The organism is Flavobacterium sp. ST-158, from assembly GCF_058309975.1.
In genome coordinates this window covers 16,646-29,115 of sequence record NZ_JBZEEN010000012.1, presented here as the reverse complement: position 1 = coordinate 29,115, position 12,470 = coordinate 16,646, and the positions used below count along the sequence as shown (strand labels likewise).

The following is a 12,470-nucleotide window of genomic DNA, read 5'->3' as shown; positions in this document are numbered from 1 at the left end:
AAGCTTTTTTATAATTAGTTTTTATCTTCCAATAACGGAACAAATCGAAATTCTCCCAACTCGTGTTTTTCAAACTGGGTTTCATTTTTCCGAATCAGTAATGTCATAATTTGAACTTCTTCACCTAACGGAATTACCAATCTTCCTCCAATTTTTAGTTGCGCCATTAAAGGTTGTGGAATAAAAGGAGCTCCTGCAGTTACAATTATACTATCAAAAGGACCATAAGTTGGTAATCCTTTATAACCGTCTCCAAAAGTAAGATGTTTAGGTCTTATCCCTAATTTAGGCAACAAAGCTGATGTTTGTTTAAACAATTCGTTTTGTCTTTCTACACTATATACCTTAGCCCCCATCATACACAAAACTGCTGTTTGGTAACCAGAACCAGTCCCTATTTCTAAAACTTTATGATCTTTCTTAATTTCTAATAATTGAGATTGAAATGCCACCGTGTAGGGTTGCGAAATAGTTTGCCCTGCTCCTATAGGAAATGCCTTGTCTTGATACGCATAATCTTCAAAACTAGAATTCAAAAAAAGGTGTCTTGGGATTTTTTTTATCGCATCAAGCACTTTCAAATCAGTAATTCCTTTTTGCTGTAAAGTGCTTACTAATTGATTGCGAAGTCCTTGATGTTTTGCTGTATCTTTCAATGTTGGAGTATTATTTTTTGGTAAAAATAACAGTAAAAAATCCAAAAAGCAAAACCCAAAATCCAAATCAATTATTCTATATTTAAATTTGAATTTCCTACTTTTGTTAAAAATACATTATCATGCTAAAAGTAGGAGTTTTAGGTGCTGGGCATCTAGGTAAAATTCATTTGCGTTTATTACAACAATCTGAAAAATACGAATTAGTTGGTTTTTATGATGAAAATCAAGAATACGCCGAAAAAATCTCAAAAGAGTTTGGATACCAAAACTTTAACACGATTGCCAAGTTAATTCATGCTGTAGATGTAATTGATATTGTAACCCCTACCCTTTCGCACTACAAATGCGCTAGAACAGCCATAAAATCAGGAAAACACGTTTTTATCGAAAAACCCATTTCTAACACCATTGAAGAAGCCGAAGAAATTATTGCTTTAGCAAATGAATACAAGGTAAAAGGTCAAGTAGGACACGTGGAGCGTTTTAATCCTGCCTTTATTGCTACTAAAAACATGGTCGAAAATCCAATGTTCATTGAAACGCATCGTTTGGCTGAATTCAATCCGCGTGGAACTGATGTTCCCGTGGTTTTAGATTTAATGATTCACGATATTGATGTGATTTTAAGCGTAGTAAAATCTAAAGTGAAAAATATCAGTGCCAGTGGCGTTTCGGTAATCAGTGAAACACCCGACATTGCCAATGCTCGAATCGAATTTGAAAATGGTTGTGTGGCCAACTTAACAGCAAGCCGAATTTCGATGAAAAACATGCGTAAAACACGTTTTTTTCAAAAAGATGCTTACATTTCTGTTGACTTTTTAGAAAAAAAATGTGAAGTGGTAAAAATGAAAGATGCTCCGGAAATTCCTGGAGATTTTGATATGATTTTACAAAATGCCGAAGGAGTTAAAAAACAAATCTATTTTTCAAATCCTGAAGTAACACAAAACAACGCTATATTAGACGAGTTAGAAACATTTGCGGATGCTATTAATAATAATACAACACCAATTGTAACCTTAAATCAGGCTACCGAAGCTTTGAGAGTTGCACATCAAATTATAGCTTGTTTTAAGAAATAATCTTAAATGAAAAACAAATTAGATATTAAATTTAGAAATCAAAAACAATCATTTGAAATTTTAGAAGATGAAATTGTTGTAGACATGCATACAGCTAAGCATAAATTAAATTACAACATTCCATTAGATGATATAAAGAAAAATTGGCACATTGAAGAAGGTAATTTAGATAGAGTTTCTATGGGACTTTTCACTTCAATCCTTTTTAATGTTTTTTTAATAATCTGTCTCATTGCAAAAATTCAAAATGCACCTCCTTTAGCTATGGAAATTATTTCATACCTAATATTTCTTCCATTCATAATCCCTGGTGTTCAATACGCAAAAAAACATAAAGAAAAACATATTAGTTCATCAAAACTATTTTATTTTATATATACAGATAAAAACAAAAAAGAAGTTGATGAATTTATCGACTTGATTTTCAAAAAACAAATTAATTTTTTTAAAAGAAAATATTTTAAAGTTGATCCTGTATTACCATACAATGTTCAATATGAAAGGTACGTTTGGCTCTATACAAATAAATACATTACACAATACGAATTTGATGAAATTAAAGAAGATTTAGATAAATATTTCAACTTTAACCCTAGCATTTAACAAATGAAAATAGTAGCAGTAATAGGTGCAGGAACTATGGGCAATGGAATTGCGCATACTTTTGCACAAAATGGTTTTACAGTAAAACTGGTTGATGTTTCCGAAGCTGCTTTGGAAAAAGGAATGACTTCTATTTTTACCAACTTAGATAGAATGCTTGCTAAAGAAAGCATTACTATCGAAGATAAAATGAAAACCATTACTAATATTATTTGCTATACTGATATCGAAGACGGTGTGGTTGGTGCAGATTTAGTAGTAGAAGCAGCTACAGAAAATTTGGATTTAAAATTGAAAATATTTAAAAAACTAAATGAATTATGCTCACATAACACCATTTTAGCAACCAATACTTCTTCTATTTCGATTACTCAAATTGCAACCGTGGTAACACATCCAGAACGGGTAATTGGGATGCATTTTATGAATCCTGTTCCAATTATGCCTTTGGTAGAAGTAATTCGAGGAAGTCTAAGCAGTGATGAAGTAACAAAAATCATTATGACTTTAGCCAAAAAACTAGGCAAAAATCCCGTGGAAGTGAATGATGCTCCAGGATTTGTTGCTAACAGGATTTTAATGCCGATGATTAATGAAGCCATTGAAACTTTACATACCAATGTAGCAGGTGTGATCGAAATTGACACTGTGATGAAATTAGGTATGGGACACCCAATGGGACCTTTACAATTGGCCGATTTCATTGGTCTAGATGTTTGTCTTTCGATAATGAATGTTCTGTTCGACGGTTTTAAAAATCTAAAATACGCTCCTAGCCCGCTATTAGTCAATATGGTGAATGACAAAAAACTTGGAGTAAAATCAGGAGAAGGTTTTTATGATTATTCAGAAAATAAAAAAGCCGAAAAAGTTGCTAAACAGTTTCTTTAATATAAAAATTTAAACAAAAAGTTTAAGATGTCAATTGCGAAAAATTTACAAAATATAAAATCCTCATTACCCGAAAACGTAACACTAGTTGCGGTTTCTAAAACCAAACCTATATCGGATTTAATGGAAGCTTACGATGCTGGCCAAAGAATTTTTGGTGAAAACAAAATCCAGGAAATGGTTGAAAAATGGGAATGCATGCCTAAAGACATTCAATGGCATATGATAGGTCATGTTCAAACCAATAAGGTGAAATTTATGGCACCATTTGTTACCTTAATTCATGGTGTAGACAGCTTGAAATTATTGCAAGAAATCAACAAACAAGCTCAAAAAAATGATCGGGTAATTGATTGTTTATTACAAATGCACATCGCTGAAGAAGAAACCAAATTCGGATTTGATGAACAAGAACTTGAAATTCTTTTAAACTCAACTGAATTTCAGGGAATGAAAAATATTCGTATTTTAGGATTGATGGGAATGGCAACATTTACAGATAATCAAGAGAAAATAAAACAAGAATTCACTCATTTGAAAGCTATATTTGATACCATTCAAATGCAGTCAGTCCCAACATTAAAATTTACTACACTTTCCATGGGAATGTCCGGCGATTATCAACTGGCTATTGCATGCGGAAGCACCATGATTCGAGTAGGAAGCAGTATCTTTGGAAGCAGATATTGATTTTAAATTGACAATAAACGATTTTTTATTTCAGATTTAATAACTGAACACTAAAAACTGAACACTGAACACTATTTTGTACGCAATATTAGACATAGAAACTACCGGAGGGCAATTCAATGAAGAGGGAATTACCGAAATTGCTATATATAAGTTTGACGGCCACCAAATTGTGGATCAATTTATCAGTTTAGTTAATCCTGAAATCCCTATTCAGCCTTTTGTGGTAAAATTGACAGGAATTAACAATGCTATGCTTCGTTCGGCTCCAAAATTTCATGAAGTTGCTAAACGCATCGTTGAAATCACTACCGATTGTGTTTTAGTGGCTCACAATGCCGATTTTGACTATCGTATTCTAAGAACTGAATTTCGTCGTTTGGGTTATGACTTCAATGCAAAAACCCTTTGTACGGTTGAATTATCCAAAAAATTATTACCAGAGCAAACTTCCCATAGTTTAGGAAAATTAGTTCGTGCCTTAGGAATCCCCATGGCCGACAGACATCGTGCCAGTGGTGATGCAATGGCTACTGTAAAACTCTTTAAAATGCTCTTGGACAAAGACGTAGAAAAAGAAATTATTACTAGTTTAATCAAGTCGGAAATAAAAAAAGGAATTGCACCTAAACTCTTAGATATTATTAATGGATTACCCTCAAAAACAGGAGTATATTACATCCACAACGAAGAGGGTAAAATTATATTTATTGGTAAAAGCCGAAACATCAAAAAAAGAGTCAATCAGCATTTTACAGGAATTACCAAAAGTGCTAAAAAAATACAAGCCGAAGTTTTTACTGTAACTTATGAAGAAACCGGAAACGAACTTATTGCACTGATAAAAGAAGCACAAGAAATTAAAACAAACAAACCTATTTATAACAGAATGTCGCGAAAGAATCATTTTTCTTGGGCTATTTATTCTGAAAAAGACAGTGAAGGTTATTTGCGTTTAAAACTTCAAAAAACGGATGGAAGAAAAAAAGAAATACTTTCCTATGTCAATGCAGCCGATGGAAAAAATGCCCTATTTCGCATTACAGCTGATTATCAATTGTGTCAAAAATTAACTGGTTTATACGAAACCAAAACCAATTGTTTTCAGCATACTATCAACGAATGTGATGGTGCCTGCGTGGGTAAAATTCCATCTACGGAATACAACGAACGTATCCAGCGATTCATAGACAAAAATAGCTTTGATAATAAAAATATGATTATTATTGACAGAGGTAGAAATGTAAATGAACGAAGTGCTATTTTAGTTGAAAACGGAGTATTTAAAGGCTATGCCTTTTATGATTTGAATTACCAAATTAACAATGCTTCTATTCTGAAAAACATCTTAATTCCGATGGAAAGCAACAGAGACATACAACGCATTATTCAAACATACATCAGAAAAAACAAAGCTTTAAAGGTTATTCACCTATAAAAACAGAAGACTGCATCGTTATTAGCATACAAAAGATTCCGTAGTCTGTAAAAGCTATTTTTTTTACGCCCAATACAAACCTACCTTAGAAAACGAATAAATGAAGTACTTAATTACCATAATAGGGCCAACAGCCATAGGAAAAACAGCTTTAAGTATTCAATTAGCCAATCATTATAATTGCGAAATTGTTTCCTGCGATAGCCGTCAGTTTTTTAAAGAAATGACTATTGGAACCGCTGTTCCAAATGCTTCCGAACTGGCTGCAGCTCCGCATCATTTTATTCAAAACAAATCTATTTTTCAAAATTACACTGTTGGCGATTTCGAAAAAGAAGCCATTGATACCATTGAAAAATTATTCAAAACCAACGATTATGTCGTTCTTGTAGGTGGTTCAGGCTTGTATGTGAATGCTATTTTACAAGGTTTTGATGATTTTCCTGAAATTGATCCTACAGTTCGTCAAGAAGTGAATGCTAATTATGAAAAACTAGGTATCGGTTATTTACAAGAGCAACTTAAAAATCTAGATGTCGATTATTTTGAAAAAATAAATTCTGAAAACCCGCAAACTTTACTCAATCCACAGCGCATGATGCGATTTGTAGAAGTTTGTATTGGTACATCAAAACCTTATTCTTCTTTTTTAAACCAAAAGAAAAACCAAAGAAGCTTCACTCCTATTCTTATTGGTCTGGAAGCCGAAAGGAATGTGATGTACAACCGTATCAATCAACGGGTAGATATTATGATGCATGAAGGTTTACTAAAAGAAGCCAAAGAACTATATCCTAACAAAGAGTTAAACGCACTACAAACCGTTGGATACCGCGAATTATTTAGTTATTTTGACAAAGAGTTTAGTTTAGAATTTGCCATCGAAGAAATCAAAAAAAACACGAGACGTTTTGCAAAACGACAATTGACTTGGTTCAAAAGAGACGAAAACACCAAATGGTTTCATTTTGAAACTCCAATTCATAAAATAATTGATTATATTGAAGTTCAAACAAAATCCTAAAATAAAAATTGTTAATCTGAAATTTTAAAACTCCATGCCGGTAGCACCAAACTTTACATCTATATTAAGCAAAGACTACGAAATTAATTTTACCCAATGTTTACCTTCGGGAAGTTTAAAATATACCGAATTATGCAATCTTTTACAGCTTACCGCTGCTGAACATGCTGAAATTGGAGGAATTAGTTTTACAGACATGCAGGAATTTGACCAAGCTTGGGTATTGAGTCGAATGCGAGTAGAAATCAGTGCTTTGCCAAAATGGAAAGATACTGTTACTGTAAAAACATGGATTAATAGTTTAGAAAACTCACGTTCTGTGCGTGCATTAGAAATGTATGTAAATGGTAAAAAGATTGTGGGCTGCGAGACTTTTTGGGCCGTTTTTAATACTACAAAACGTCGTCCTGAACTTCTAACATTACCGCACGAACATTTTGAATTATTTCCTGATTTAAAAGCTACAAAAGAAGGGTTTTCAAAGATTGATATTAATCCAGAAAAAGAAGAAGTTTTTGCTAAAACCGTTATTCTATCCGATTTAGATATTGTAAATCACGTTAACAATGTAAAATACTTGGAATGGTGTATGGATTTAGTAGATGAAAATATCATCTTAAAACAAAAAATTAAAAGCTTTGAAATGAATTTTATGAAAGAACTTTCGCTTCGTGACCAAGTGATGATTCATGAAAATGTTGCTGATGATGTTATTGTTTTTAGTATTACCAAAGAAGATAAAAATTGTTATGCCCTACAATTGAATTTGTAGAAAAATAAGAATACACAAAATACAATTCCAAAAAACATCCTAAATTTTCCTAATTAAAAGTTATAAAACCTAGCTAAATTTTTCAGCTTGGCTTTTTTTGTCTTATTTTTAAAGTTCAAAAAAAATAACTATCGAAAATCTTTTCAAAAATAGTAATCCTATTCATTTATTAGCCAATGCACATACGCAAAAGGATTATTTTCCTTTGGACTTATCAGTAGCGAATAAAGATTTAAACACTATAAATCTAACTGAAGTACCATCTGTAGAAGCTTATATTGAAAAACAACAACAGTTTTTTGATTCCAAAATTGCTTTTGGAGGTTACCTTGAAAAACGCAATTTATACCAAAGAAGTTCTAATTTTAAGAATGAAATAGCTGAGGAACGCAACATTCATATTGGAATTGATTTATGGACTCTTGCTGGAACAGCGGTAATTTGCCCGCTAGATGGATGGCTTCACAGTTATAAAAATAATGACACAGTTGGCGATTATGGTCCAACTATCATTTTAAAACACCACTTAGAAAATCAAACTTTTTATACTTTATACGGACATTTGTCGTTAAAGAATCTAGAAAATCTAAAAATTGGAATGCCTTTCAAGAAAGGACAACTGCTGGCAACATTAGGAAATCCATCTGAAAACGGGGATTATGCTCCACATTTACACTTTCAAATTATAAAAAACATAGGTAATTATTTTGGGGATTACCCTGGTGTTTGTAGTCTTTCTGATTTAGATTTTTATAAAGAAAATTGCCCCGATCCGAATCTATTATTAAAAATTAAAAACTAAAATGAAAAAACTGATCGTAATCTTAAGCCTAATTGCAGTAGTAGGATGTAAATCAAAAAAAGCACATCAAAAAGAACCTAAAGCAGATGAAATTGTACAATTAACTTCAAGTCAAATCAATACAAGTCAAAAAAACAAGGCATATGAATTAGGAAAACGCGTTTTAATGACCTGTAACACTTCTAAATTTAAACCCTTTAACAGCAGTGAAGCGACTGCATCTGTTATTCACAATATTACCATAGAAAAACTTACTAAAACCTGTACCAAATACCGAATGTGGTACGGCACTTTCAAAGATCTACAATTAGCTGAAGTATATCAAAACACCAACGACCAAACTACAGTATATCGTTTTAGAGCGCTTTATACCAAAAAAGTAGCCAACAAAGAAATGCGTGTTTTCATGAATGCAGACAATCTGGTCTCAGCCATAAAAACATCAGACTGGGTAGATCATTTTAGCTATAATAAATAAAACATTCCTTCAATGAAATTAAAAATACTAACCTTTTTGCTGTTTATATCTGTAGCTGCTTCAAGTCAAGAAACAATGACTGTTAAAGGCAATAAATCGTACAAAGCTACCTCTAATTGGAACTTTCTAAGTAATAACTACTTACTTAGCGGAGAAGTTCAAGTGCAAGTAGCCAAAACGGAAACCGGTGGTATTTTGAAACTTTCAGTAGAGACAACTAATCCTAAGTTTATTATTTCAGGAACTGTGTATCTCTATCTAAGTGACAACTCTTATATAGCCTGCACAGACAAAGGTTTATTTGAAAATAGTGATAGTAAATTGAATTCTTATTTTCTATTTACTACTACTGAAATGAATAAACTTAGACAACTAAATATTGAGTCTTTACGCTTTAATATCAAAGGAAACTCCAATGATTTTAGTAGTCAAACGGGGAATTTTACAGCTCTAAACAAAACCTCTTATTACAGCCTGAATTATGATGATAAGAAAAAAATATTTGAAACAGCCAATGCCATCAATAAACTGTATTGATACCAATTTTATAAAAAACAAAACCGTTGTCCTATTAGAAAACAACGGTTTTTTATATAACAAAATCTATTACTTAGTGGTTACAATCAAAGCTCCATCCTTTGCTTTTTGACCATAAATACTCATGGCTGTTTTAGATTTTAAACTGGCAACATCGTCTATTTTATTTTCTTTAGCTAAATTATCCAAGGTTTTAAAATCAGATTCTTTACCATCAATAATAATCAATTTATTGGTATTTGGGTCATCATAAAACTGATAAGAACCACTTGGAATTCCGGCTTCATTTTGCTTAAAAAATTGTTCCATTTGTTTTTTAATTTCATCAAAATTCATTCCTTTTGAATTAAAAAATAAAGAATCCGATTTTCCATTTAAAGCAGCGTTTGGGTTTCCGAAAAAATTAAAATTTTGCCTCATGATGGAATCATTTGCAAATCCAAAATTCATCCCGCTAGATTGGTTGAACAAGCCCATTAAATTAAATTCATCTTTTCCTTCAGAAATAAAAAGCAAACCATCTTTTCTTCCAAATGTGATTTGAGAAATGGGCAAATTACTTGATATTTCACTTTCAGCCGAAGCGTTTTTTCCGTCTTCCAAATCTATTTTTAACCCTGTAAGTTCTCCTAATTTATTTCTTTTTACTTGTGTAAAATGAACAGCTATCCCATGCTCTTTCAGCATTTTTTGTATTTCTAAAAAACTTTCTTCTGTGGTTTTCTTGTCAATTGTTATTTTGACATTATCTTCTTTTGGGATACTCAATTTCGTGTGTGAATGAGCAAAACTTTTTAGAGAAACAAAACAGAAAGCCCCTAAAAGAAACAAACTTGCAGCGATTTTTAATACCTTTTTCGATTTCATGATTAGTCGTTTTTAAATTCTTATCATAAAATTATTGCATATTTAATTTTGACAAAAAAGTTTAACTAATCTTTACAATAAAAAGAAAATTTAATCTTAACAACTGTAAACATTTTACCTCTATTTTAATACTAAATAGTTTAAAATAGAGATAAAATTACCCATTTAATCAATTGTATCACACCAATTTAATTCACAAACTTCTAAGTAATCTAATTCTTTCAACGTGTTTTCTAAACGAATATTTTGCCCTATAAAAGAATACTTCCAAAAAGACAAATCATTTTTAGGAAATGGGATTTTTAACTCAAAAATGGTCTTTGCTTTTATTTCATCAGCTTGGTAGCTTTCATAAATAATTCCATAAAAATAATTAACTACATCCATCACAGAAAAATGAATTCTAAAATCAGCTCTAAGCTCTTCACTACAAGCAAAACAAACAGCAGAGTTTGCTATTTCATCTCCAACAAATGAAACTCCAATGATTGCTTCTATTTTTCTATAAACCGCTGTATCCATTTTCATTAAAGTAAAAAGAAATGAGTAAGAAATCCAAATTCTAAATCTTAAATTTGAAATATTTCTCCAAATGCTAAGGCTGCTTTATGAACTAATATTGGCCAATCTTCAGCTGCATTATCATCGGCACCATCTGAAATGTATTTAAGACATAAAAACGGGACTTTTTCTTTCATAGCAATTGTTGCCAAAGCATAGGCTTCCATATCCACTACATCGTATTTAGTTTCTGTATGCCCCATCTCAAAATTATCTCCAGTTCCACAAACACCATGCGGAAGCAAATCCATATGCAAACCATATTCTAATACTGAGGGAACATTAGTATAGGGAGTCACATAACGCTCGTATCCCAAACCACTAACATCCATATCACGTTGTACAAATTGAGTACAACAAACAATTTCTCCTTTTTTAAATATACTACTTCCTGCCGAACCTAAATTTACAATCAAATCGGGCTTTTTGTGATGTATTGCTTTTGTCAATTGGTAAGTAGCATTTACTTTACCAACTCCTACAAACAATGTGTTGTGCTTGTCAAAAACTTGAGCTGCTTCCATTTCTAAAGCAAATACAAAAAGGACATTTTCAATTGCAAATGCTTGAGAATTATTAATTTTTATCATTTTGCTGCGTACTTATTTTATATACAATCGTTTTTAATGGATTAAAAACCTAAGGGCGTAAAATTACAAATTATAATAATTTTGCTCCTTTTTGTTTCTACAAAAAAAAAGCCATCTTTGTATTCAAAGATGGCTTTTCTGGATTTAAAGTTAGAATAACTTATTTTTTCATTTTTGCTTTTAAAGCATTTTTTTCAGCAGTCATTTCTAATGCACCATAAACACCTGAAAGTGTTTTAGCAATATCTTCATTCTCTGGGTCTAACTCGTATGCTTTTTTTAGGTAAGGCAAAGTACTTTTAAACAAGTCTTCTCTTTTCTTTTTTAATACTTCATAACGTTTGTTATCTTTATCAGAAGTACCTAATTTATTCATTTCTTCAATAAGAGGTTTTTCATTTTGCAATTTCAAAACCGCTAAGTTAATGTAAGCATTTGTGTAATCTGGCTTTATTTCAATGGCTCTTTTATAATATTTCTCAGCATCTTCATTATTATTAGCATTTGCCGAAATAACTCCTAAATTATAAACTAGTCCTGCATCATTAGGATTCTTAGCTAATACTTCAGTAATAATTTGTTTGTATTTATCAAAATCTTTCGTTTGTAAGTACAGGTTTGCTTCCGTTAACAATAACGATGTATCATCAGGGTTTGCTTTTACAGCATCAGCAACAGCTTGTTTTGCTTCAGCTATTTGCCCTTTATCAACTAAAATTAAAGCCATGTTTTTGTAAATTTCACCTCTCTTAGATGGAATTTCCTCTGTTCTTGGTTTTTCGTGAGTTCCTATTTTTACCGCTTTATCTCTTTCGGCAGCAGAAGCAAAACCAACTTCTTCTCCATTAACTTTACTAGTAGCTAAAAATTCTTTTCCTTTACCTGAATAATTCATTTTCTTTAAATCATTATAAAGCTCCATAGCTTTATCATAATCTTTAGCACTTACATAAGTTGATGCAGCATAATACAAATTGATAGTATCTTTTTTATCCAATAAATAAGCCTCGTATAATTTTTTAGCTCCTTCAAGGTTATTATTAGCTTTAGTCTCAGCAATTGCGCTGTTGATAAACAAACCTTTAATCTTAATTATAGAAGCTGCCGCTTGTGCTGTGTACTTAGCTTTACCAGAAGCTTTCTCAGCATCAATTAATTTTTTATAAGTATCTGCAGCCAAAGCCATATTAGCATCTGTATCAACTTTTTTATCTACAAAATCCATATATGCATTTGCTTCTAAAAAATAGGCTTGTGCTTTTTCTTCGTCAGAAGCATTTGCCATAACTGGTTCAGCTGCTTTCAAAATAGACAACACTTCCTTCATATCGCCGCTTTTTGCAGCTTTATCAGCAGCTCTTAATTCTTTTTTCTGAGCAAAAGTTGCTACTGAAAGTAATAAAACTGATGATAGCATTACAAATTTACCATTCATACTATTCATTTTTTAATATTTATAATTTATTTGATTTT

The 12,470-nt window shown here is 31.7% G+C and carries 15 protein-coding genes; 10 read left to right on the top strand and 5 right to left on the bottom strand.

The genetic code is table 11. The annotated features are described in order from the left end of the window. Positions 1 to 14: 14 nt before the first annotated feature. Complete coding sequence (locus AC4FRF_RS15550) at positions 15 to 656, bottom strand: protein-L-isoaspartate(D-aspartate) O-methyltransferase (protein ID WP_491160854.1); 642 nt, start codon at positions 654 to 656, stop codon at positions 15 to 17. A gap of 122 nt (positions 657 to 778) precedes the next feature. Here AC4FRF_RS15550 and AC4FRF_RS15545 point away from each other — a divergent pair, with 122 nt between their 5' ends. From AC4FRF_RS15545 to AC4FRF_RS15500, 10 genes are all read left to right on the top strand, one after another. Next, positions 779 to 1,744, top strand: a complete 966-nt coding sequence (locus AC4FRF_RS15545; protein WP_491160852.1) for a Gfo/Idh/MocA family protein — start codon at positions 779 to 781, stop codon at positions 1,742 to 1,744. Positions 1,745 to 1,750: 6 nt separating this feature from the next. Beyond that, on the top strand, positions 1,751 to 2,347 hold the full coding sequence (locus AC4FRF_RS15540) for a hypothetical protein (RefSeq protein ID WP_491160850.1): 597 nt from the start codon (positions 1,751 to 1,753) through the stop codon (positions 2,345 to 2,347). Between the two features lie 3 nt (positions 2,348 to 2,350). Further along, a complete protein-coding gene (locus AC4FRF_RS15535; protein ID WP_491160849.1) occupies positions 2,351 to 3,238 on the top strand; it encodes a 3-hydroxyacyl-CoA dehydrogenase family protein in 888 nt (295 codons plus the stop codon). Positions 3,239 to 3,265: 27 nt separating this feature from the next. Next, the gene (locus AC4FRF_RS15530; RefSeq protein WP_491160847.1) at positions 3,266 to 3,928 is read left to right on the top strand and encodes a YggS family pyridoxal phosphate-dependent enzyme; all 663 of its coding nucleotides are present in this window, start codon (positions 3,266 to 3,268) and stop codon (positions 3,926 to 3,928) included. A 76-nt stretch (positions 3,929 to 4,004) separates the two neighbouring features. After that, entirely contained in the window at positions 4,005 to 5,366 is a 1,362-nt protein-coding gene (locus tag AC4FRF_RS15525) for an exonuclease domain-containing protein (protein ID WP_491160845.1), read from the top strand. 100 nt (positions 5,367 to 5,466) lie between these two features. Next, the gene (gene miaA / locus AC4FRF_RS15520; protein WP_491160843.1) at positions 5,467 to 6,390 is read left to right on the top strand and encodes a tRNA (adenosine(37)-N6)-dimethylallyltransferase MiaA; all 924 of its coding nucleotides are present in this window, start codon (positions 5,467 to 5,469) and stop codon (positions 6,388 to 6,390) included. Between the two features lie 34 nt (positions 6,391 to 6,424). Beyond that, complete coding sequence (locus AC4FRF_RS15515; RefSeq protein WP_491160841.1) at positions 6,425 to 7,162, top strand: acyl-[acyl-carrier-protein] thioesterase; 738 nt, start codon at positions 6,425 to 6,427, stop codon at positions 7,160 to 7,162. A gap of 205 nt (positions 7,163 to 7,367) precedes the next feature. After that, positions 7,368 to 7,964 (top strand): peptidoglycan DD-metalloendopeptidase family protein, encoded by a 597-nt coding sequence (locus tag AC4FRF_RS15510; RefSeq protein ID WP_491160839.1) that lies wholly within the window; start codon positions 7,368 to 7,370, stop codon positions 7,962 to 7,964. A 1-nt stretch (position 7,965) separates the two neighbouring features. Continuing rightward, positions 7,966 to 8,442 (top strand): hypothetical protein, encoded by a 477-nt coding sequence (locus tag AC4FRF_RS15505; RefSeq protein WP_491160837.1) that lies wholly within the window; start codon positions 7,966 to 7,968, stop codon positions 8,440 to 8,442. A gap of 12 nt (positions 8,443 to 8,454) precedes the next feature. Next, the gene (locus AC4FRF_RS15500; protein WP_491160835.1) at positions 8,455 to 8,979 is read left to right on the top strand and encodes a hypothetical protein; all 525 of its coding nucleotides are present in this window, start codon (positions 8,455 to 8,457) and stop codon (positions 8,977 to 8,979) included. 69 nt (positions 8,980 to 9,048) lie between these two features. Here the strand turns inward: AC4FRF_RS15500 and AC4FRF_RS15495 are convergent, their stop codons facing one another. The 4 genes from AC4FRF_RS15495 to AC4FRF_RS15480 form a co-directional block, all read right to left on the bottom strand. Next, positions 9,049 to 9,846 (bottom strand): hypothetical protein, encoded by a 798-nt coding sequence (locus AC4FRF_RS15495; protein WP_491160833.1) that lies wholly within the window; start codon positions 9,844 to 9,846, stop codon positions 9,049 to 9,051. A 165-nt stretch (positions 9,847 to 10,011) separates the two neighbouring features. Continuing rightward, entirely contained in the window at positions 10,012 to 10,368 is a 357-nt protein-coding gene (locus AC4FRF_RS15490) for a hypothetical protein (RefSeq protein WP_491160831.1), read from the bottom strand. A gap of 47 nt (positions 10,369 to 10,415) precedes the next feature. Beyond that, positions 10,416 to 10,997: a 5'-methylthioadenosine/S-adenosylhomocysteine nucleosidase family protein gene (locus AC4FRF_RS15485; protein ID WP_491160829.1), complete on the bottom strand. Its 582-nt coding sequence runs from the start codon at positions 10,995 to 10,997 to the stop codon at positions 10,416 to 10,418. Positions 10,998 to 11,157: 160 nt separating this feature from the next. Further along, positions 11,158 to 12,432 (bottom strand): tetratricopeptide repeat protein, encoded by a 1,275-nt coding sequence (locus AC4FRF_RS15480; RefSeq protein WP_491160827.1) that lies wholly within the window; start codon positions 12,430 to 12,432, stop codon positions 11,158 to 11,160. Positions 12,433 to 12,470: the final 38 nt, after the last annotated feature.

What these genes read in the sequence shown, in the direction of transcription:
- AC4FRF_RS15545 (WP_491160852.1), top strand. Translation starts at nt 779, where the DNA reads ATGCTAAAAGTAGGAGTTTTAGGTGCTGGGCATCTAGGTAAAATTCAT.
- AC4FRF_RS15540 (WP_491160850.1), top strand. Translation starts at nt 1,751, where the DNA reads ATGAAAAACAAATTAGATATTAAATTTAGAAATCAAAAACAATCATTT.
- AC4FRF_RS15535 (WP_491160849.1), top strand. Translation starts at nt 2,351, where the DNA reads ATGAAAATAGTAGCAGTAATAGGTGCAGGAACTATGGGCAATGGAATT.
- AC4FRF_RS15530 (WP_491160847.1), top strand. Translation starts at nt 3,266, where the DNA reads ATGTCAATTGCGAAAAATTTACAAAATATAAAATCCTCATTACCCGAA.
- miaA (WP_491160843.1), top strand. Translation starts at nt 5,467, where the DNA reads ATGAAGTACTTAATTACCATAATAGGGCCAACAGCCATAGGAAAAACA.
- AC4FRF_RS15515 (WP_491160841.1), top strand. Translation starts at nt 6,425, where the DNA reads ATGCCGGTAGCACCAAACTTTACATCTATATTAAGCAAAGACTACGAA.
- AC4FRF_RS15505 (WP_491160837.1), top strand. Translation starts at nt 7,966, where the DNA reads ATGAAAAAACTGATCGTAATCTTAAGCCTAATTGCAGTAGTAGGATGT.
- AC4FRF_RS15500 (WP_491160835.1), top strand. Translation starts at nt 8,455, where the DNA reads ATGAAATTAAAAATACTAACCTTTTTGCTGTTTATATCTGTAGCTGCT.
- AC4FRF_RS15495 (WP_491160833.1), bottom strand. Translation starts at nt 9,846, where the DNA reads ATGAAATCGAAAAAGGTATTAAAAATCGCTGCAAGTTTGTTTCTTTTA.
- AC4FRF_RS15490 (WP_491160831.1), bottom strand. Translation starts at nt 10,368, where the DNA reads ATGGATACAGCGGTTTATAGAAAAATAGAAGCAATCATTGGAGTTTCA.
- AC4FRF_RS15485 (WP_491160829.1), bottom strand. Translation starts at nt 10,997, where the DNA reads ATGATAAAAATTAATAATTCTCAAGCATTTGCAATTGAAAATGTCCTT.
- AC4FRF_RS15480 (WP_491160827.1), bottom strand. Translation starts at nt 12,432, where the DNA reads ATGAATGGTAAATTTGTAATGCTATCATCAGTTTTATTACTTTCAGTA.